The organism is uncultured Oscillibacter sp. (assembly GCF_947654275.1).
Classification (GTDB): domain Bacteria; phylum Bacillota; class Clostridia; order Oscillospirales; family Oscillospiraceae; genus Oscillibacter.
Window position 1 is genome coordinate 1 of sequence record NZ_CANTJS010000035.1, and the last position, 19,839, is coordinate 19,839.

The 19,839-nt window shown below is 55.0% G+C and carries 16 protein-coding genes, 3 tRNA genes and 1 pseudogene; 13 read left to right on the forward strand and 7 right to left on the reverse strand.

All coding sequences use genetic code 11. The features are described from left to right. Nucleotides 1–256 precede the first annotated feature (256 nt). The 4 genes from Q0063_RS09960 (at nucleotide 257) to Q0063_RS14755 (ending at nucleotide 7,490) form a co-directional block, all read left to right on the forward strand. Nucleotides 257–1,255: an aldo/keto reductase gene (locus Q0063_RS09960; RefSeq protein WP_297871830.1), complete on the forward strand. Its 999-nt coding sequence runs from the start codon at nucleotides 257–259 to the stop codon at nucleotides 1,253–1,255. A gap of 13 nt (nucleotides 1,256–1,268) precedes the next feature. Continuing rightward, on the forward strand, nucleotides 1,269–2,942 hold the full coding sequence (locus Q0063_RS14745; RefSeq protein WP_367180359.1) for a flavodoxin: 1,674 nt from the start codon (nucleotides 1,269–1,271) through the stop codon (nucleotides 2,940–2,942). Nucleotides 2,943–2,960: 18 nt separating this feature from the next. Further along, a complete protein-coding gene (locus tag Q0063_RS14750) occupies nucleotides 2,961–4,652 on the forward strand; it encodes a flavodoxin (protein ID WP_367180360.1) in 1,692 nt (563 codons plus the stop codon). Between the two features lie 195 nt (nucleotides 4,653–4,847). Next, on the forward strand, nucleotides 4,848–7,490 hold the full coding sequence (locus Q0063_RS14755) for a prolyl oligopeptidase family serine peptidase (RefSeq protein ID WP_367180361.1): 2,643 nt from the start codon (nucleotides 4,848–4,850) through the stop codon (nucleotides 7,488–7,490). A 90-nt stretch (nucleotides 7,491–7,580) separates the two neighbouring features. On the opposite strand, the gene Q0063_RS10000 is transcribed toward Q0063_RS14755, so the two are convergent. Beyond that, nucleotides 7,581–8,627, reverse strand: a complete 1,047-nt coding sequence (locus Q0063_RS10000; protein ID WP_297871831.1) for a DUF6076 domain-containing protein — start codon at nucleotides 8,625–8,627, stop codon at nucleotides 7,581–7,583. A 138-nt stretch (nucleotides 8,628–8,765) separates the two neighbouring features. On the opposite strand from Q0063_RS10000, the gene Q0063_RS10005 reads away from it, so the two are divergent. The 9 genes and pseudogenes from Q0063_RS10005 to Q0063_RS10045 all read left to right on the forward strand — a co-directional run bounded on the left by Q0063_RS10005 (nucleotide 8,766) and on the right by Q0063_RS10045 (nucleotide 15,224). Then, nucleotides 8,766–8,978, forward strand: a complete 213-nt coding sequence (locus Q0063_RS10005; RefSeq protein ID WP_297871832.1) for an AlpA family transcriptional regulator — start codon at nucleotides 8,766–8,768, stop codon at nucleotides 8,976–8,978. Continuing rightward, the gene (locus Q0063_RS10010; RefSeq protein WP_297871833.1) at nucleotides 8,975–9,445 is read left to right on the forward strand and encodes a helix-turn-helix domain-containing protein; all 471 of its coding nucleotides are present in this window, start codon (nucleotides 8,975–8,977) and stop codon (nucleotides 9,443–9,445) included. Before Q0063_RS10005 ends, Q0063_RS10010 begins: the two co-directional genes overlap by 4 nt. Nucleotides 9,446–9,705: 260 nt before the next feature. After that, nucleotides 9,706–9,960 carry a hypothetical protein gene (locus Q0063_RS10015; RefSeq protein ID WP_297871834.1) on the forward strand — a complete coding sequence of 85 codons (255 nt, stop codon included), beginning with the start codon at nucleotides 9,706–9,708 and terminating at the stop codon, nucleotides 9,958–9,960. 6 nt (nucleotides 9,961–9,966) lie between these two features. Further along, entirely contained in the window at nucleotides 9,967–10,128 is a 162-nt protein-coding gene (locus Q0063_RS10020; protein WP_297871835.1) for a hypothetical protein, read from the forward strand. 44 nt (nucleotides 10,129–10,172) lie between these two features. After that, nucleotides 10,173–11,198 (forward strand): annotated as a pseudogene (gene mobP3, locus Q0063_RS10025) (MobP3 family relaxase); the annotation flags it as partial. Nucleotides 11,199–11,234: 36 nt separating this feature from the next. Next, the gene (locus tag Q0063_RS10030; RefSeq protein ID WP_297871852.1) at nucleotides 11,235–11,855 is read left to right on the forward strand and encodes a tetratricopeptide repeat protein; all 621 of its coding nucleotides are present in this window, start codon (nucleotides 11,235–11,237) and stop codon (nucleotides 11,853–11,855) included. A 347-nt stretch (nucleotides 11,856–12,202) separates the two neighbouring features. Beyond that, on the forward strand, nucleotides 12,203–12,499 hold the full coding sequence (locus tag Q0063_RS10035) for a DUF6809 family protein (RefSeq protein WP_297871836.1): 297 nt from the start codon (nucleotides 12,203–12,205) through the stop codon (nucleotides 12,497–12,499). A gap of 3 nt (nucleotides 12,500–12,502) precedes the next feature. Then, nucleotides 12,503–13,660 carry a site-specific integrase gene (locus tag Q0063_RS10040; protein WP_297871837.1) on the forward strand — a complete coding sequence of 386 codons (1,158 nt, stop codon included), beginning with the start codon at nucleotides 12,503–12,505 and terminating at the stop codon, nucleotides 13,658–13,660. Between the two features lie 418 nt (nucleotides 13,661–14,078). Then, nucleotides 14,079–15,224 carry an FRG domain-containing protein gene (locus Q0063_RS10045; RefSeq protein WP_297871838.1) on the forward strand — a complete coding sequence of 382 codons (1,146 nt, stop codon included), beginning with the start codon at nucleotides 14,079–14,081 and terminating at the stop codon, nucleotides 15,222–15,224. A 384-nt stretch (nucleotides 15,225–15,608) separates the two neighbouring features. On the opposite strand, the gene Q0063_RS10050 is transcribed toward Q0063_RS10045, so the two are convergent. The 6 genes from Q0063_RS10050 to Q0063_RS10075 all read right to left on the reverse strand — a co-directional run bounded on the left by Q0063_RS10050 (nucleotide 15,609) and on the right by Q0063_RS10075 (nucleotide 19,768). Then, nucleotides 15,609–15,685: transfer RNA gene (locus Q0063_RS10050), tRNA-Val, on the reverse strand. A gap of 60 nt (nucleotides 15,686–15,745) precedes the next feature. Then, nucleotides 15,746–15,820, reverse strand: a tRNA-Glu gene (locus Q0063_RS10055). Between the two features lie 72 nt (nucleotides 15,821–15,892). Continuing rightward, a tRNA-Met gene (locus Q0063_RS10060) sits at nucleotides 15,893–15,969 on the reverse strand. Nucleotides 15,970–16,492: 523 nt separating this feature from the next. Further along, nucleotides 16,493–17,332, reverse strand: a complete 840-nt coding sequence (locus tag Q0063_RS10065; RefSeq protein WP_297871839.1) for a BadF/BadG/BcrA/BcrD ATPase family protein — start codon at nucleotides 17,330–17,332, stop codon at nucleotides 16,493–16,495. A 166-nt stretch (nucleotides 17,333–17,498) separates the two neighbouring features. Next, nucleotides 17,499–19,538, reverse strand: coding sequence for a ferrous iron transport protein B (gene feoB, locus Q0063_RS10070; protein WP_297871840.1), 2,040 nt, complete (start codon nucleotides 19,536–19,538; stop codon nucleotides 17,499–17,501). Continuing rightward, on the reverse strand, nucleotides 19,535–19,768 hold the full coding sequence (locus tag Q0063_RS10075) for a FeoA domain-containing protein (protein ID WP_297871841.1): 234 nt from the start codon (nucleotides 19,766–19,768) through the stop codon (nucleotides 19,535–19,537). Before Q0063_RS10075 ends, feoB begins: the two co-directional genes overlap by 4 nt. Nucleotides 19,769–19,839: the final 71 nt, after the last annotated feature.

A 19,839-nucleotide genomic window follows, 5' to 3' on the forward strand; every position in this document is an offset into this window, starting at 1 on the left:
GCCATGGAGGTTCCCGGCGATGGCGGACACACCGAATGGTGCGAAGCAGTTGACGAGAACCAGTATAGCATTTTGAAATAAGATACGGCAAACGGAAGGGCTGAGGCATGAAACCTCAGCCCTTTTTACGTCAGTTAGCATCAACCTTGGACTTGATACTGATGAACTAATCGAGACTTCTGTTTTTCCCTCTGGAGCGTTAAAATCAGACTGTAACAAGGAAGCAGTATTCAGATCAAAACAGAAAGGACTCATTATGGAACAGCGAACATTAGGGCGCGATTTGAAGGTTTCGGCCCTTGGCCTTGGGTGCATGGGGTTCTCCCATGCCTACGGTGCGCCCACAGATCGAACCGAGGCCATCCGCCTGATTCAGCAGGCGGCGGATATGGGATATACCTTCTTCGATACCGCCGAGGTCTACGGAACGGCAGACGCCCCCCACCACAACGAGGAATTGGTGGGAACCGCCCTAAAGTCCTGCCGCGATCAGGTAGTCATAGCAACCAAGTTCGGTATCCGGTTCGACATGGCCAATCTGGCGGTGAACAAGCCGATGATACCGGATTCCAGGCCCCAAGTGATCCGGGCCTCCGTGGAGGCTTCGCTGAAACGGCTGGGTACAGACCATATCGACCTCTACTACCAGCACCGGGCCGATCCCAATGTGCCGGTGGAGGAAGTGGCCGGGGTGATGGCTGATCTGATCCGGGAGGGGAAGATCACCCACTGGGGCCTGTCTGAAGCGAATGAGGACACCATCCGCCGCGCTCACGCTATCTGCCCGGTAACAGCCATTCAGAACCGCTGCTCCATGATGGCGCGGTGGTATGAGAGCCTGTTTCCCGCTCTGGAAGAACTGAACATCGGCTTTGTTGCCTTCTCGCCGCTGGCAAATGGTTTCCTTTCCGCAAAGCACGGAAAGGACGCTCGGTTTGAAACCGGAACGGACTACCGCAGCGTCATGCCTCAGTTTACCCCGGAGGGTGTGGAACGGAACCGGGAGTTGCTGGAACTGCTGCACCGGCTGGCGGAGGAAAAAGAGGCGACACCCGCCCAGATTTCTCTGGCATGGATGCTGTGCAAAAAGCCCTATATCGTTCCCATCCCCGGCACCCGCAAGCTGGAACGGATGCGGGAGAACGCGGCGGCAGCAGATATTTCGCTGACAGCTTCCGAAGTACAGGCACTGGACAACGAGCTGAACAACATGGAGATGTCCCAGGTGTTCGGTGGTACAAAAATAGTCAAATAGGAGGTTATACACCATGAAAAAAACGAAACCCATTTCAGCACTGCTCTTAGCGGCAGCTATGCTCCTTTCCCTGCTGGCCGGATGTGCCGGCACCCCCAGCCAGCCTGCGGTGGACAACAGCACACCGCCCACCATTCAACCCAACGAGCCGGTCAACCCTTATCCTGATGCGCTGGTGATTGCCGAGCAGGGGATGTTCTCCGCTGGCGGCACGGTGCTGACCTCAGACGGTACCTTTGATGTTTCCAACTATTATGTGTCCAGAGAAGGGTCCACCTCCCATGTGGACCACGCCAATGTGTTTTATCAGATTCCGGCAGAGGCGAACGGTCTGCCCATGGTGTTCCTCCACGGCTACGGTCAGTCCCGCATGGGCTGGATGACTACACCGGACGGACGCCCCGGCTGGTCTGACCTGTTCCTGCGGATGGGCCACAGCGTGTTCCTTATCGACCAGCCCCGCCGGGGCGAGGCCGGACAGACCTCCGTGGCCGGGACCATCTCCACAGAGCCGTCTGACCAGACATGGTACACCCAGTTCCGCATCGGCACTTACCTGGACAACGAGTTTACCCGCAATGAGGGGTCCCAGTTCCCTGCCGGAGAGGATGTGCTGGATCAGTTCTTCCGCCAGATGACCCCGGACACCGCCATGGATGCCGCCAACGGCGACCAGAATATTGATATGACCGTAGTGGCCCAGGCGGTGGCGGCAACGATTGATGAAGTCTATGCGCGGACTGGAAAAGATTCTATTCTGGTGACTCACTCTCAGGGCGGGATGCCCGGTTGGGAAACTGCCCGATATACCGACCACATTGCCGCAATCGTGGCTATCGAACCGGGTATGGCTCCCATGGTGGACAGCGAGGACTACGCCGCCCTTCTGGAGAAAAACATCCCCGTTACGTTCTACTATGGCGACTACATCGGTCAGGAATTCACCGACGTTCCGGCGGCAGGTATGTGGGGTATGATGGCCTCCAGCGCGGACACCTTCACGGAGGCTTATACAGCGGCAGGCGGGAACAGCACGGTGGTGCATCTGCCTGAAGAAGGGATCACCGGCAATGACCACTTCATGTTCCAGGACTTGAACAATGATGTGATTGCAGAACACGTGGAAGCCTGGATTCAGAGCAACGCAGGTGTCTCCAACAGCACCGCCCCCCAGGTTCCTGCCGCTCCTGAAAGCGAAAATGGAAAAACGCTGGTGGTCTACTACTCCGCCACTGGCAGCACCGAGGCCGTAGCCGAATATATCGCCAACGCCACGGACGGCGACACCTTTGCGATCACCCCGTCAGAACCTTATTCCTCTGCTGATCTGAATTGGACGGATTCCGAGAGCCGGGTCAGCCGGGAGCATGACGATCCCGCCCTGCGGACCATGGAACTGGCGGAGACGACCGTAGACGGCTGGGAGGACTACGACACCGTGTTCATCGGGTATCCCATCTGGTGGGGCATTGCCGCTTGGCCGGTGGACAACTTCGTGAGCGCCAACGATTTCACTGGCAAAACGGTCATCCCCTTCGCAACATCTTCTTCCTCCGGCTTGGGGGAGAGCGGCGAACTGCTGGCGGAACTGGCGGGGACCGGCGACTGGCAGGAGGGCCAGCGGTTCCGCAGCAGTGTGGCCGAAGCCGATGTGGTGGAATGGGTCAACGGACTGAATCTTAAATAAGAAAAGGAGTTTTACAACATGAAAAATCTGAGACGTTTCCTCTCCTGCCTGCTGGCGGTCACGATGCTGCTGGCCCTGGGTATCACGGCCTACGCCGCAGAATTTACCGATGTACCGGCGGGGTCCGACTATGCCGAAGCCGTTCAGTGGGCCTCCAACAACGGCTATATCTACGGTTATGGTGACGGCCGCTTTGGTGTGAACGACAATGTGACCCGCGCGCAGTTGGCAACCATCTTCCATCGCGCCGCAGGGACGCCCGCCGCGTCCGGCACATCCCGCTTCTCTGACGCGGAGGCAGGGGCTTACTACATCAATGCGCTCAGTTGGGCGGAAAACGCCGGCCTGATTGCCGGATACCCGGACGGGCGGTTTGGCGTGAACGATCCGGTCACCCGTCAGCAGGTGGCCACGATCCTCTGGCGCTGGGCTGGTTCTCCCGCCGCCTCCGCCGAGAATTATGCGGATGAAAACGCTATTTCCGCCTATGCACAGACAGCAGTGGACTGGTCCCGCTCCAATGGTATCATCGACGCCCGCAGTGATGGACGGTTTGCCCCCACTGATAACGCCACCCGTGGAGAGATCGTTTCCGCACTCTACAACTATATGGGCAAAACCTCTACGCCTCCCGCTTCCACCGGGAATGGCAAGATTCTGGTGGCCTACTTCTCCGCCAGCGGCAACACAGAAGCTGTCGCGAACGCCATTGCCGATACGCTGGACGCCGATCTCTTTGAGCTGATTCCCGAATCGCCCTACACCAGCGCCGACCTGAATTGGACCGATTCCGGCAGCCGGGTCAACGCCGAGCATGACGATCCCGCCAAGCAGGATGTAAAGCTGGCAGACACCACCGTGGACAACTGGGCGGACTACGATACGGTTTTCATTGGCTATCCGATTTGGTGGGGCATCGCCGCATGGCCGGTCAATGATTTTGTGAAGAACAACGACTTCACCGGAAAGACTGTGATCCCCTTCTGCACCTCCACCAGTTCCGGCCTGGGACAGAGCGGAGAATTGCTGAAAGAGATGGCGGGTACTGGAAACTGGCAGGAGGGACGGCGCTTCACGGAGCGGGCCTCCCAGTCTGACATTGCGGCCTGGGCCAACGGTCTGGACCTCCCCAAAGCAGATACCCAGCCCGCACAGAGCGGTGAATCCAAGGTCCTGGTGGCCTATTTCTCTATGCCGGAAACCACCAACCCCAACAACATGACCACCGAGGAGGCCAACAGCACCGTAGTCATCGACGGCGAAGTATTGGGCAACACACAGTACATGGCCCAGGTCATTCAGCGGACAACCAACGCCGACATTTACCGCATTGAGCCTCAGACCCCTTATCCCACCGACCATACCACTCTGGTAGATCAGGCGCGGGATGAGCAGAATCAGGACACCCGCCCCGCCATCAAGGATTCCATCTCCAGCTTCGACAGCTATGATACTATTTTTATCGGTTATCCCATCTGGTGGAGCGACCTGCCCCAAATCCTCTACACCTTCTTCGATACCTACGATTTCAGCGGCAAGACAGTAATTCCTTTCAGCACCCATGGCGGCAGCAGCTTCGCCGGAACGCCTGCTACCATCCAGCGCCTGGAACCGAACGCAAAGATGCTGGACGGTCTGACCATCTCCCGGAACAGCATCCAGGACGCGGAGCAGGAGATCATCACTTGGGTCAACGGTCTGAATTACTAATCAGGAACCGATGACCTTCACCAATTTTATCCGCTGACAGTGGTAAGCACACTTTGATAAAAACTCCCGTGCGGCATAACGACTTCGACCGTCAGGGCCGCAGTCCGCTCCGCACGGGAGTTCCTTGTATCTGCTGGTTTAGTTTGAGTTAAAGTTCATGTGTTATCATTTCAGCACCCCTCCACACAGGAGGCAATGCCAATCAAAATGGAGAGCATTATGAAGAAGATGATTTCAATTTGTCTTTTATCTGCCTTATCCGCACTGCTTCTGAGCGCCTGCGGCGGCGGAGCGCAAATGGCCGCTGCCGCAGGGCCGGAGCCGCTGGCAACGAATCTTTCGGCGCAGAATGGAGACGCCCTCTATACTGCCGACACGCCCATATCCGATGTGATGGGTGATCCCGTCTTTGGCAGCTATGGCCGGTTGATCTTTCCAGCGAATAGCAGCTATTACAGTGGGAACACCTTGGGTGACTTGGGGCTGACTTGGTACAGCCATATCGACCCGGACAAGACCGTGGAGATTGTAAATACGATGTACCTCCATGCAAAGGCCGGGGACACGATCTTCTATGATATTTATACCGAGGAAGAAAAAGCTGCTGATCCCGCCAAGAAGGACACGGGGCTGTTTTTCTTCAAGGGAACCCCTGGTGAGCGATTCGCCATTTGCAATGCTGGCGGCGGTTTTGCCTATGTGGGGGCCATGCACGACAGCTTCCCCCACGCTCTGGAGCTGTCCCAAATGGGCTACAACGCCTTTGCCCTGATCTACCGTCCCGGTGCGCAGACCGCCTGTGAGGACTTGGCAAGGGCCATCCAGTTCATCTTTGAACACGCGGATGAGTTGGAGGTAGATACCGCCTGTTACTCCCTCTGGGGCGGCTCTGCCGGAGGCAGGATGGCGGCATACTTGGGCAGCTACGGCCCGGAAGCGTTCGGCGGCGGGGACTTGCCCAAGCCCGGTGCGGTCATCATGCAGTACACGGGCCACAGCGAGTACACAGAGAGCGACCCGCCCACATACGCCTGCGTAGGAACCAATGACGGTATCGCAAGCTGGCGGACGATGGAGCGGCGGCTGGAGGCTTTGGAGGCCCAGGGTATCCCCACCGAGTTCCACGCATACGAGGGGCTGGGCCATGGGTTCGGTCTGGGGACGGGAACCGTGGCCGAGGGCTGGATCAAGGATGCGGCGGCATTTTGGGAAGATCAGTTTGTCACTCTTGGTACGGAAACCTACCGGGGCTTTACGGTGGATAATGTCCTCCATACCGGAACCAACGGCGATATTCACTATAACGTGTATATCCCGGAGAGCTATGACGGCAGCAAGCCCTATGCCCTGTTTTTTACGCTTCCCGGTTATGAGGGGCTGTACTTCCAAGGGGTTGCCTCCAACATCAAGGCGGAGTCCTTCGGCTTTGAAGCGCAAAAGTACAACGAGAAGATGATCGTTGTCGCGCCGCAACTCAGTGATTGGGGCGAAACCTCCGCCAACCAGACGATAGCCCTGGTGGAATACTTTCTGAAGCACTATAACATAGACCGGGCCAGGGTGTATGCCAATGGCTATTCCGGCGGTGGGGAAACCATGTCCATCGTCATGGGAAAACGCCCGGAGCTGTTTGCGGCCTATCTGCATTGTTCCTCCCAGTGGGACGGCGATCTCGCAGTGCTGGCCCAAAGCCGGACCCCTGTTTATCTGGCAGTCGGCAGAAACGATGAATACTATGGTTCCGAACCTACGCAGAAAGCCTATGACACGCTCTATGGACTGTACCAGGATCAGGGCTTGTCAAAGGAGGAAATTGATCGATTGCTGGTATTGGACATCAAGGAAAAGTCTTATTTTACGGCGAAGGGCGTCAATAACGAGCATGGCGGCGGCGGACTGTTCGCAAGCGATGAAAAAATCATGGGCTGGCTGTTCAGCCAGACGAAGCGCACCGCATTGAGCGGAATCATCCCAGAGGAATTGGAGTATGTCCCAGAAGGATACCAGCAGCCCGCCCAGCATCCGGGGACGTTAGAAAAGCTGGAATATCAGACCTGGGAATCCTTTTCCTATGCGGAAAAGTCCCAAAAGCTCACCAAGACCGCCTGGGTCTATCTGCCGTATGGCTACGATGAGAGCAAGCAGTACAACATCTTCTATCTGAGCCATGGCGGTTGGAGCAACGAAACCACCACCATGGGGACCCCAGAGCGCCCCCACGAGTTCAAGCATATCGTGGATCACGCCATCGAGGACGGGCTGATCCAGCCGCTTATTATTGTCCTGCCCACTTATAACAACACCAGTGAATCGGATAGCGGCAATTATTCCCTGGCCCTCCGGCTGGTGGATAATTTCCACAATGAACTGGTAAACGACCTGATTCCCGCCGCCGAGAGCAAATACAGCACCTTTGCCGAGACAACGGATTTGAAAGGGATCGCCGCCTCCCGTGACCACCGCGCTTTTGGAGGCTTCTCCATGGGGAGCATGAACACATGGCACGCCTTTGAGTATTGCCTGGACTACTTCCGCTACTTTGCCCCCTCCAGCGGCGGACCTATCGGCAACCGGGCCTATATGGAGGAGATCGTCCAATCTTCCGGCCACAGCCCAGGGGACTTTTTCATCTTCACCGCCTCCGGCACGGATGACTTTGCCTACTCCGGCTTTAAGCGGGGTGTCATGGATATGGGTACAGATTCTGAGATATTTACCTTTGGAGACAGCGAAGCTGAGGGCAACCTATCCTTCCGGGAGCAGGAGGGCTATTCCCATAACGGAACCGCCGCCAACGAGTATATGTATAACGCTCTGCGGTTCTTCTGGAACACATAGGGCAAGCTGTAAGATTCCGCTGGCAGAAGCTGAACGCTTCCTCCTTAAAACAGCTCAATATTGCGTCACAGAAAACAAGGAAATAAGGGGTTAAAATGTGGCAAACAACTTTCGCATTTCCTCGTCGGTCAGTTTTCCTTGCTCCGCTAAATCCAGTACCTCCTGTACCTGTGACAAGGTAGCGTTCCATTCATCTCTGCTGATCTTCCCTCTCTGCTTCCTCGCCTTCAGGCGGTTGTAAACCTTCCGGTACTCCACACCTGCCGGACTCAGCCCTGTGGGATGGTTCGCCTTTCTGTGCGCGCCGACCTTGCGGCAGGTGCGCTCCGTCTCACCGGGGGCGATGTTGTTGCAGTAACAGGTGTTGTACCCTGCGGTCAGCAGGAAATAGCGCCCGCAGTTATGACAGCGGCGGGGTGCGTTGCCTGCCATCAGACCCCGGTAAAAATCCGTATAAAGAAAGTGAGAGAGATAATGGAACTCCACTTTCTCTGCCAAGAGAGTTTTTCCTGCTTCCATCGGATGTGCCATCGGAACAAAGCAAAGCTGCACGGGAAAGCTCTGACTGAATTCCTGTTCCGGAAAAAACAGTTCTCCAGCGGCTGCCATGTCGGTAAAGTAGGCGGCGTAGGCTTCTGCGTAAGCTTCGTTACTGCGCCGAGAGAGAGGCTCGAAATAAAGCTCCAGCATCCCCTCCAACTGCCCCCTGAAATTCCGCAGGCTCTCTGCAAAGTATTCCAGTCCAGAGAGAAATTCCTCAAACATCCGGTGACTCTCGGAGTCAACATCCAGAACCTCCGGCCACTTCGTCCGGTCGAACAGCAGGTCAGGAAACAAGCTCCGGGCAGTCTCTGTGTCCAAGCGCAGACTCCGGTAGACCGGCAAATCAAAAACCAAATCCCAGACAGCGTTGAGCCGTTCCTGCGCGGAACGGGCGGCGCTGTCTGTTTTTTCCTGGAGCAACGCCCACACAGCGGACATGAAGTGATTAACACGCCGGTCGATCTCCGTCAGTATCTTGCTGTCTATGTTCAGAACCTCCGTGGTAAGCTGACCCAGCGGAAAAACGGTTCCATCCAGAAACACAGTGTCTCCGGTAAAGAAAACCGAGAATCGGTCAAAGGTATTCTCTGCCATGCCGCCCCCTCCTGTATCCGATAGACTTTTGGCGTTTCCCCATCCTGGGCCAAATCTATTGTACGACTGTTGATTTTGTGTTACCCTCATCATATCAGAGCGATAAATAAAATCCAATCGGATATAAGGTGGATCAAAATGAAAGAGTCAAACTACAAGAGCTGCGATGAACTGCCGCTGTTCCAGAACGCAGAGATGGTTGCGAAGGTGCTGGGCGTCTCGCCGTCCAGTGGGTACGAACTGGTGCATGAGCCGGATTTTCCCGTTCTCAAAATCGGCAGCAGACTCGTAGTACCCAAAGAAAAATTCGTGGAGTGGGTGTCGCAGCACACCCAGAGAGGTGCAGATTGAAGTACACACCGTGGCCCAAGCGTGATCCAATCAAGAACTACTTCCAGCTGCCTAACGAGATATTCCTGCTGGGCCTGTCGCCCGGCGCTCTGGCCGTCTACTCCTACCTGCTCTGCTGTGAAAACCGTAACACCTACCAATGCTGGCCCAGCTACAAAACCATCGGTAAAGCAGTGCGGATGAGTGCCAACACTGTCCGCAAGTATGTGCTGGAGCTGGAGGACAAGCGTCTCATCCGCACGGAGCCCACCACCGTCGTCACCCGAGACGGACGCAAGCGCAACGGAACACTGCGCTACTACATCCGACCCATTCAGGAGGCGGTGGATCACTACCACGAGCGGCAGCTCAGTCAGCTGGAGCTGGATACCGAGCGGCAGAAAGCGCAGGCCCGATTGTCGCGGCTGTGTGCGGCGCAGGAGCCGCTCCGTGTCGACGGGCCAACCACAACACCCCCGACAGTATGAAGAGGTGTACCGAGGCTGTACGGCCCCGTGTTGGCAAATTTACGGGAAACGAGAAGGAGGAGCGGGATAAAAGCGTGCCGCCTTGTTGGCGCCCCGCTGGCCACTTCTGCCCGCAGTGCGGGCAGTTGCGGGGGCAAAGGCTGACGCTTTTTTGGCGGGAGAGCAGGTCGATTGACGCTGATATTTCGAAGGGGCCCTCTAAGCCCCGCCGTTGAAGGCTTTGGCATGACGCTAATTTGGAATAAGGAGGATATTTCAGCATGAATGAAGATAAAAAGCGGCACACGGTCTGGCTCACTCCGGATGCGTGGAGCCAGGTGGAAAGCAGCTATACAAAAGACAATTGTACGACGAAAAACGAGTATATTGAAAAGGCCATCCGCTTTTACACCGGCTATCTGAATACGCAAAACGCCGTCGGCTATCTCCCACGTGTCCTTGCGGATGTGCTGGAGGGCAAGCTGGGAGCGTTGGGTACCCGGAACGGCAAACTGCTGTTCAAACTGGTCGTGTAGCAGGACATGACCTCGAATATCACCGCGGCGGTGAATCAGATTCCCTTGGATGATCTGGAACGTCTGCGGGCACGCTGCATCCGGGACGCCAAAAAGACCAATGGGGTCATCAATCTCGAAGATGCCGTCAAGTACCAGAATGGATGGGATGATCAATGGTCAGGCTGATTCAAAAGAGTGGCTACATCAAAGCAGGCAGCGCGTCCGGGTATATGAAGTACATCGCCACTCGTGAGCGAGTGGAAAAGCTGGAAGGCAGTAGTCCAGTGACAGAGGGGCAGCAACAGCTCATCGAAAACGTGCCCCGGGATTTTCCTGACGCCAATGAGCTGGACGAATACAGCGGATATCGTTTGGCACCGACTACCGGCAACGCCTCTGCGTTGATCTCTGCGGTGCTGGATGCAAACGCGCACAAGTTCTCTAACAGAGATGGCTATATGAAGTATATCGCGACCAGGCCCCGCGTGGAGCGCCACGGTAAGCATGGCCTGTTCAGCAGCCAACCTGTGTCGCTGGATGCCGCACTAGAAGAAATTGAGGCGCACACCGGAAATGTGTGGACGTTCATCTGGTCCCTGCGTCGGGAGGATGCGGCGCGCCTTAGCTATGACTGCGCTGAGAGCTGGCAAAAGCTAATCAAGGCCCATCAGGTGGAGATTGCAGAGGCCATGAAGATTCCGCCGGACCAGCTCCGTTGGTACGCCGCCTTCCATGACGAAGGCCATCACCCTCATGTTCACGCCATGGTCTGGTCCGCAGATCCAAAGCAGGGACGGCTGGCCAAAGAAGGCGTCAAGATGATTCGGTCCAAACTGACCAATAATATTTTTCAGGATGAAATGTATGCGCTCTATCAAGAGAAAGATGTTTCCTAAGGGGAACTCGTCGCGGAGGTACGCCGGACCATGAAAGAGTTGCAGGAGAAGATACGTTCAGGTTCCTGCTGCGGCAGCCCAGTGATTGAAAACAAGCTGCTGGAGCTGTCACAGTCGCTGGAAACTGTTAAGGGCAAAAAGGTCTATGGCTACTTGAAGAAATCGGCCAAGGCTCAGGTGGATGCCATCGTGGACGAGCTGGCGAAGCTTCCGGAGGTGGCGGAGTGCTATGAAGTCTGGAACGGCCTGCGAGATAAACTGGAGGGTTACTACAAGGACGAGCCTCGTCAGCGGTTGCCGCTTTCACAGCAAAAGGAATTCCGAACGATCAAGAATCTGATTATTCGAGAGGCGGAAAATTTGCGGCTGGGTGTGTTCACCTTCGAAGACGCGAAAATGGAGGACGAGCCGGAAGTAGATTCGGAAGTCCTTCCGAAAGGCGCCAGATACGGTGAGGTGCTGGAGTATCGTCAGGCAGCAGCATTGCTCTACGATGACGATGCCACACAGGCAGAAAAACGAGATGCGGTGAGAGTGTTGGAGCAATTGTGGGATAAGGGTTTTACCTCAGCCGCGTATCACTTGGGCAGGGTATACCGGGACAGTCTTGGTGAATTGCCGGATGACGAAAGAGCGAAGAAATGGTTCCACTGCTCTGCTGCGATAGGGGATGTGCAGTCTCAATACGCTCTGGGAAAATTGCTCCAAGAGCAGGGGCGGCTCAGTGAGGCGGTGGCGTGGTACGAGCGTGCCTGTGAATCGGGGAGTCAGTACGCTCAGTACTCCCTCGGGAAGATGTATCTTCTGGGCAACGGCGTTCCGAAGGGTGCTGGCAAGGCGATTCAGTTGCTGACCTCTTCCGCAAACCAAGGGAACCAGTATGCGCAGTATGTTCTCGGCAGGCTCTGCCTGCAGGGCAAGGCGGTAGAACAGAATCCGGAGGCGGCAGAGTATTGGCTAACGCTGTCCGCTGATCAAGGTAATGAATCCGCCCAGATCCTCCTGGAACACCGTTAGTATAATTCGTCTGTTCTTCTTTGCACTGTGAGGCTTCTCCACCACATGAGCAATATTTTCTGGGAGATGCTCCCGCCACCCAATCCTGCGGGAGGTCATGTGGAGAGCAAGCTCATGGGTCGGATTTGTGAGAAGAAGATTGCAATGGGGCATAAGGCGGACGATCACGAGGAATATCAGGGCCCGTCCATGTCGATGTGACGAGCTCAAAATCTGTGTCGCTATAGACAAAGATAAGAATTTTTTCCTCCGAGATAATTTCAAACTTTCTGATAACTGTGGGAAAACCGCTGGATATTGAGGCCGGTCAATGGTAATGTGTGTTGCTGAAAAGGAGGTGGGTGGAGATGAGGAAAACTCTGGAAGATATCTACTACGGCAACATCACGCCTTGTGAGCAGCAGATGACATCTGGCTCAGAACTGAAGCGGGCGGTGGACCGTATCGCTAAATATGAAAATCAGCTCATGGAACAGCTGGAGGAAACTGAGCAAGAGACTCTTACAAAACTCATCCGGTCACAGCATGAAATCAACAGCATCACAGCAACCGAGAATTTCATCCTGGGCTTTCGGTTGGGCGTCAGGATCATGGCTGAGTGTATGGATGACAACGACGGCGAGATCAGAAGCGGAGGTGAATAGCAGGTGGCAAAGCGCAGGGCGAACGGCGAAGGGAATATTCGCAAGCGTAAGGACGGTCGATGGGAAGGGCGATATACAGCGGGCTATGATTCGGAAACTGGAAAGCGCATTACAAGAAATGTCCTCGGCAGGACACAGGCGGAGGTCAAGGAAAAACTGAAATCCGCCATAGGCGATAGCCAGCGGCTGGATATTTCCAAAGCTGGAAATTACACGGTGGCATCGTGGGTGCGAACATGGTATGAGGTTTACGCCGAGCCTCGTATCCGGCCAAACACACGGGAGTACTACATGAATTATATTGAAAACCACATCGTTCCCGGTATTGGCAAAATCATGCTGGACAAATTGACGACCATTCAAATCCAGCGGTTTTACAACAACCTCCAGAAGAATGGCCGAGTCCAGCGCAAGGGGTATCCTGAGTTGAAGGATAGGAGCCTCAGCCCGCGAGTGGTCAGAGGTGTTCACACGCTGTTGAACAACTGCCTGGACCAAGCGGTAGCGGAACGACTGATTCTCGCGAATCCAGCTCAGGGTTGCAAACTGCCGAAGCTGGTAAAGAAGGAGATGCGTATCCTGCCGCAGGAGAAGATCGGTATGTACTTGGCAGAGGCGGAGCGTCGGGGACTGCTGGCAGCATTTTATCTGGAACTAACAACGGGCTTGAGAAGGGGAGAACTGCTGGCCCTCCTTTGGACGGACTTGGATGCCGGGTCCAGAACAATTTCCGTTACAAAGCAGGTCAACCGCATCAAAGGGGAACTGGTAGTCAGCCCGCCGAAGACGCAGAACTCCGTCCGGACGCTGGTAATTCCTCAGCAAGCAGTTGATCTCCTGATTGAGGAACACCAGAAGCATCCGGGTAATCCGTATATGTTCCCATCGCCCAAAACCGGAACAATGTATGATCCTGATGCTTTCCGGCGGACTCACGATAAAATCCTGAAAGCGATAGGCGCGGAACATGTGCGCTTCCACGATATGCGGCATCTTTTCGCAACGCTGTCCCTAAAGAACGGTGTGGACGTGAAAACCCTCTCCGGCGCTCTGGGACACTACTCGGCAGGGTTTACGCTGAACACGTATACCCACGCCATGGCACAGATGAAGCAGGATGCGGCAGACACCATTGGAGCGGTAATCAGCAGTCAAATGTAAAAGGGAGAGCACTCTCCAATAATAGCACTGGACAGGAATATCCCATTTAGTGCGCTTTTTCCCTTTCCAAAACTTTTCTTGCGTAAATGGAGTTGAAAAACGTAGCTGACTAACAAAACCAGAATTCATATATGTGTTTTGAAAACAAAATGCTGCCCCTTTATGGTATAGTGGCTATCCTAAAGCAAAATAAAATATTTGAGGGGGATTTGCATTTAGATTTTTTTCTGTTATAATGTAGAAAACTGATTATATTTGTCAGGGGGTGATTATCTTCTTCTTTTACTTTTTCTTTGATGAACTATACTATATTGAGGACATTCAGCAGGCATTTAAAAATATCTGCTTGAACAAGATGTTGTCCGATGGCTATTTCGATATGAGCCTATACATATATGGCCGGATTAAAAAGGAAGATATGTATGCCAGGCTCAAAGCAGGCAAATCAAAATATGCCGCTTTGTACCATGGCTCGTATCCTAAGAAAGACAACGCAGTGACCGCTTGGAAAAAATGTATGGGGGAAGATTCTTATACTGATGACAACAATCGTTTTCCGCTCAAACTGACTCATGATGAATCCAAGGGTATCGTAAACTGGGTATATAGGACATTAAAAAATGTGAAGGAACGAGAGACTTTCACAGAACAACTTCTAAGGCAAATAAAAGATTTCCATAATGTCTCCCACTCTGTCTGCTTAACAAGAGGCGTTGTATACAACAAAAATATAATTGAGCTGAATTTTATAGCCTCTGTTTCAGATGCAAATCATTTCATTTCTCTTCTTCGGCAAAGGACAGATGCGCTGTTCTTCCGGGGGCATTCGGATCCAAATTACATTTTGCAGCCTTCTATTATGCGGACGTTAAGTCTGCGGCAAAATGAGAGTAAAATATATCAGGAATTGCTGATCAATTGTCCCGACGATTTTGAGAAATGCCACACACATCTTGAAAAATTGGTGAAAATGCAACATTACGGGTTGCCCACCAGATTGCTCGATATAACGAGAAATCCCTTGGTAGCATTATATTTTGCATGTGAAAGTAATTTAGACACATATGGCGAATTAGTATTGATCTCTGCAGAGAATCATGAGATTAAATATCCTCAGAGCGATACAGCATCAGTGTTAGCCAGCCTGCCAGCATTTACAGTTAAAGATCAGCGTGAGTTTTATCGTTTGGCAAGTAACCCTGAAGTAGGAGGATTAGAATTTGATTATGGCGTATCAAAGCTAATCCAAGAGGTCAGGCTGGAGAAGCCCAGTTTTGAATCCTCAATAAAGCGTGAAGATATATTGAACAGCTATATTGTATTCGCACTTAAAAACAATAATCGAATTATAAAACAAGATGGTGCATTTATCCTATGTGGCCTAAATAATGGAGCAAACTCTTTGGAGGAATTCAGATATCGAGAACAGTGCAAGAAAATAATTGTATTAATAGAGAAAAAGGAAGAAATTCTTGAACAGTTGGAGCATTTTTCAATCAATCGGGCAACGCTATTTCCTGAAATAGAATGTGTAGCAGAATATCTTAAAAAGAAGTATAGCTAGTTCAATGTGAAGGCGATAGGGAAAGAATGCGGTTGAGAAAAATTTCCCCTCGCTGTCACAGCTGTCACAAAAAATTGAGTAAATGTGAAGATTTACTGCAATACATGAGTCCTTACTCAGCAGGATGAATATTAAACACGTACACTCATCAAATACGGTGGACACCATTGGAGCGGTAATTAGCAGTTAGATGTAAAAAGGGAAAGGGCCTCCAAATAACAGTACCGGGCAGGATTTTCCTGCCCGGCACTCTTTCATCCTTTCCAGTCCTTTCCCCGTGTGGGTCAACTTGTGGGTCTGCCTGAAATAGCAAAAATAAACCCTAGTAAAAAGTTGCGAAAAACAGAAGAAACCCGCCAAAACTATACAGTTTCGGCGGGTCGATGGTGGAGACTACTGGACTCGAACCAGTGGCCTCATGCGTGTGAAGCATGCGCTCTAACCAGCTGAGCTAAGCCTCCATACAGATATGAACTTTTTGGTTTCCCATAAGACGCCGCGCGTCACAGCGTCTTATGGGATGGTGACCCGTACGGGATTCGAACCCATGTTACAGCCGTGAAAGGGCCGTGTCTTAACCACTTGACCAACGGGCCGTTTGTGAAAAAACTGGAGAAGAATTTCATAAAGCGCCTTCCAGAAGCGCTTTCCGGCGCTTTATGAAATTTTGGTAGCGGCACCTGGATTTGAACCGGGGACACTGCGGGTATGAACCGCATGCTCTAGCCAACTGAGCTATGCCGCCATGTGGCTGTTCCGTAACGGACAACTGATACTATAGCAGATAGGCACCGTGTTTGTCAAGCTTTTCCTATGTTTTTTTGAAAAAATTTTTTGATGCCGCTCCTGCCCACCGCCGCCCGAGGGCGGTTTCCAACTATGAGCCGTCTCATGACGATGGCCCCGGCGCCGTCTTTCTGAAATACAATGACGCGCATTTTATGAAGCCGCAAGAGACCCCCTGCCTATGGAAAACGCCCCCAAGCCCATCACGAGGCTCCGTTCTCCGTCCCGGCTCCCGGCTGTTCTCTGCCGCAATGGGGAAGCGACGGCCCCCTCCGGCGCACTCTGCCGGCGTCAGAGGCAGCATTGAAATTTTCATCATTCAGGAATTTAAGTCTTTTGTAACAATTCGTGCTGGTTTCCTTAACAAATTCCCTATATATTAAAATCTGCAAGAGACAATACTTCTTTTCATCCAATCTTCCAATCTATAGGAAACGGACCCGCCGCAAGGCAGGTCCGTTTTCCTGTTCTCCGCCGTGTCCTCAGCTCAGCGCCTTCTGCTCCAGGCTGCACAGCCCCGCGCCGATGGCGGTGGCGAAGGTGGCCCGCTCCGGGATGATATACCGAATGCCGTAAAGCCGCTGGAAATTCTCAAAGTTGGGTGCGGCCTGGGACAGCGTCGTCATGGCCCCTGTGAGGACCACCGTGTCCGCTCCGCAGCACTGACAGGCCAGCACCGTCATGGTGCCGATGGCCTGGAGCACCAGATTCACCGCTCCGGCGGCCAGGTCCGCAGGGGTGGCGTCCTCCGCCAGATTGCCGAAGTTGGCGGCGGTGAGAGAGGGGTCCAGGGTGGCGGCGGGGTCCTTGGCGATGTCCCGGATGGTCAGGTCCACCCGGCCCAGGTCCCCCTGCTCCGCCAGCTTCTTAATCTGGCCGAAGCGCTCCATGTCCACCAGCTTCCGGCACAGGCCCCCCAGGGTGCCGCCGCCGATGCCGCTGCCGCAGAGATGCCGCACCGCCTTGCCCCGCTCCGCCCAGAGAAAGGCGGTGCCGGTGCCCATGGTGGCCACCACGGCCCTGGGCTGCCCCGAGAGGGCCAGGGCTCCCGTGCCGCTGGCGGAAAATTCGTCCACCGTGCAGGTGGGCAGGCCGTAAATTCCCCCCTCGGCATAGGCGGCCCCTACGCCGGTGAGCACCACCCGGCGCACATCCCCCAGCTCCAGCCGATTGCCGGACAGATAGCTGCCCAGGGCTCCGTAAAGACTGGTGAGAGGGTCCTCCGCCCGGACCCGCAGGGTGGAGATGACGGACCCGTCCCCTTTCAGACCCACAATCTTGGTGGTGGTGCCGCCAATGTCGATGCCAAGGATCACATCCATGCCGGACTCCTCCTTTTTTCTCCCTTTTCAGGGGTTCCCCATCCGTCCCCGGGTCATCCGGCGGACGGATGTGTGTTTTTATATATGGGGCCGGGCTGAATCTGCGCTGTCTCAAGCGGCCGGTTTCCCGTCCCCGGCGGCCCGCGCCGGCGGACGGTCCGGCCCCTCACAGCAGCAGGCCCACCCGGTACACCAGAAAGGTCACCAGCCAGGCCACCAGCACCTGAAACAGGGCTGTGAACGCCGTCCAGGCCCAACTGCCGGACTCCCGGTGAATGGCGGCCAGCGTGGCGGCGCAGGGGATGTACAGCAGACAGAATACCATGAGGCAGAAGGCGTTCAGCGGCCCGAAGCCGATGCCCGCCAGCACCCGGGAAAAGGCCTCCATGCCCGCCGGGGAGTTGGCGTTGACAATGCCGAAGAGCACAGCGCAGCTGGAGACCACCACCTCCTTGGCGGAAATGCCGGCAATCAGCGCCACGGTAATCTGCCAGAAGCCCAGGCCGATGGGCGCGAAGAAGGGCACCATCCACCGGCCAATCATAGCTCCGAAGCCCACGGAGAGGTCCGGGCTGTAGCCCTGGGGGCCGAAGTTCAGCAGAATCCAAATCAGCAGCGTGGCCAGGAAAATGGTGGTGCCGGCCTTGCCCAGGTAATCCTTCACCTTGTCCCACACGTAGATGCCCACCGTCCGGGCGTCGGGCATCTTATACTCCGGCAGCTCAATCAAAAGGTAGTTGACGCTCTTCTCCCGGTCCAGCAGGTGGAGCAGCACCGACACCAGAACCGCCACCACAATTCCGATCAAATACATGGAGTAAGCTGCCAGCATGGCCCAGCGGCCAAAGAACATGTGGGAAAACAGTATGTAAATGGTCAGCCGGGCGTTGCAGCTCATAAAGGGTGTCACCAGCATGACCTTGTAGCGGTCCCGTCTGCTCTCCAGGGCCCGGGAGGCCATCAGCGCCGGGACGGTGCAGCCAAAGCCCAGCAGCATGGGGATGAAGGCCTTGCCGGAGAGGCCCAGGCGGCTCATAAGCCCCTCCATCACATAGGCCACCCGGGCCATATAGCCGCTGTCCTCCAGAAAGGCCAGGGCCAGGAAGAGGATGAAGATATTGGGCAGGAAGGTGATGATGGTCCCCACGCCGCCGATGACGCCGTCGATGACCAGGGATTGGATCATCTCCCCGGCTCCCAGGGCCCCCAGGGTCTGCTGGGCCGAGACGGACAGCCATTCGATGGCGTACTCGAAATACCCCTTGATCCAGTCTCCCACCGTAAAGGTCAGGAAGAACACCAGGGCCATGATGCCCAGGAACATGGGCACGCCCCAGACCCGGTGGGTCAGCACCTGGTCCGCCCGCTCCGTCAGCCGGTCCTGGCGCTGCTTGTGCAGCAGCACTTCTCTCACGACCTCCTCGATGAAGCCGTATTTCTCATTGATGATGCGGGACTCGCCTCCCAGGCCCGCCAGTCCCGGCAGGTCCACGGGATACCGCTCCGTAATCTCCTTGTCCTCCTCCAGTAGCTTGATAGCGTGCCAGCGGGGGCGCTCCATATCGGGGTGCTTCTCCTGAAATTCCGCGAGAATCTGGTCAATGCGGTCCTCGATTTCATCGCTGTACACCATGGCATATTCCCGGTGGTGGTCATGGGCATGGAGGCTGGGGGTCTTATGCTGGTGAACCAGCCGGTCGGGACCGGAGAGGTTGCGGTGATGGGCCGCCGCGTGAAGCAGGGAGTCCAGACCGCTGCGCCGCCGGGCGGAAACGGGAATCACCGGCACGCCCAGCATCTCCGGCAGGCGGTGGAGGTCAATCTCCATGCCCCGCTTCTCCACAATGTCCATCATGTTCAAGGCCAGCACCACCGGTTTTTCCAGCTCCAGCAGCTGCAAGGTCAGGTACAGGCTCCGCTCCAGGGCGGAGGCGTCCACCACATTGATAATGACGTCCACCTCGTCGCTGAGGATGAACTGCCGGGAGACGATTTCCTCCATGGTATAGGAGGTCAGACTGTAGGTTCCCGGCAGGTCCACCAGGCGGATATTCAGATCGTGGTCCCGGATGGCGCCCTCCACCTTTTCCACCGTCACGCCGGGCCAGTTGGCCACCTTGAGGTTGGCGCCGGTATAGGCGTTGAACAGGGTGGTTTTTCCGCAGTTGGGATTCCCGATAAAACCGATGGTCAGATTCTCGCTCATACCGCCGCCTCCACTTTCCGCACCGCGATGCTGGCGGTGATGTGCTCCCCCAGGGCGAAGCGGGACCCCCGGAGCTTGATAATCAGGATGCCCCTGCCCTTCCGGTTTACCACGGAAATCTTCGTCCGCCGGGTCATGCCCAGCACCTGCAAGCGCCGCTCCATCTGAAAGGGCAGGCTGATGTTTTCCACAACGCAGGTCTCCCCAACCTGCATGTCCTTCAGCAGCATAGTCTTCCCCTCTCCGTCTTTCTCCGGCGGGACGGCCTCCGCCGTCCCGCTCCGTTTTTGATTCCGCTTTA

Bases quoted from the DNA above. Each gene is read 5' to 3' on its own strand.
- Q0063_RS09960 (WP_297871830.1), top strand. From the start codon at position 257: ATGGAACAGCGAACATTAGGGCGCGATTTGAAGGTTTCGGCCCTTGGC.
- Q0063_RS14745 (WP_367180359.1), top strand. From the start codon at position 1,269: ATGAAAAAAACGAAACCCATTTCAGCACTGCTCTTAGCGGCAGCTATG.
- Q0063_RS14750 (WP_367180360.1), top strand. From the start codon at position 2,961: ATGAAAAATCTGAGACGTTTCCTCTCCTGCCTGCTGGCGGTCACGATG.
- Q0063_RS14755 (WP_367180361.1), top strand. From the start codon at position 4,848: ATGCCAATCAAAATGGAGAGCATTATGAAGAAGATGATTTCAATTTGT.
- Q0063_RS10000 (WP_297871831.1), bottom strand. From the start codon at position 8,627: ATGGCAGAGAATACCTTTGACCGATTCTCGGTTTTCTTTACCGGAGAC.
- Q0063_RS10005 (WP_297871832.1), top strand. From the start codon at position 8,766: ATGAAAGAGTCAAACTACAAGAGCTGCGATGAACTGCCGCTGTTCCAG.
- Q0063_RS10015 (WP_297871834.1), top strand. From the start codon at position 9,706: ATGAATGAAGATAAAAAGCGGCACACGGTCTGGCTCACTCCGGATGCG.
- Q0063_RS10020 (WP_297871835.1), top strand. From the start codon at position 9,967: ATGACCTCGAATATCACCGCGGCGGTGAATCAGATTCCCTTGGATGAT.
- Q0063_RS10030 (WP_297871852.1), top strand. From the start codon at position 11,235: ATGGAGGACGAGCCGGAAGTAGATTCGGAAGTCCTTCCGAAAGGCGCC.
- Q0063_RS10035 (WP_297871836.1), top strand. From the start codon at position 12,203: ATGAGGAAAACTCTGGAAGATATCTACTACGGCAACATCACGCCTTGT.
- Q0063_RS10045 (WP_297871838.1), top strand. From the start codon at position 14,079: ATGTATGCCAGGCTCAAAGCAGGCAAATCAAAATATGCCGCTTTGTAC.
- Q0063_RS10065 (WP_297871839.1), bottom strand. From the start codon at position 17,332: ATGGATGTGATCCTTGGCATCGACATTGGCGGCACCACCACCAAGATT.
- feoB (WP_297871840.1), bottom strand. From the start codon at position 19,538: ATGAGCGAGAATCTGACCATCGGTTTTATCGGGAATCCCAACTGCGGA.
- Q0063_RS10075 (WP_297871841.1), bottom strand. From the start codon at position 19,768: ATGCTGCTGAAGGACATGCAGGTTGGGGAGACCTGCGTTGTGGAAAAC.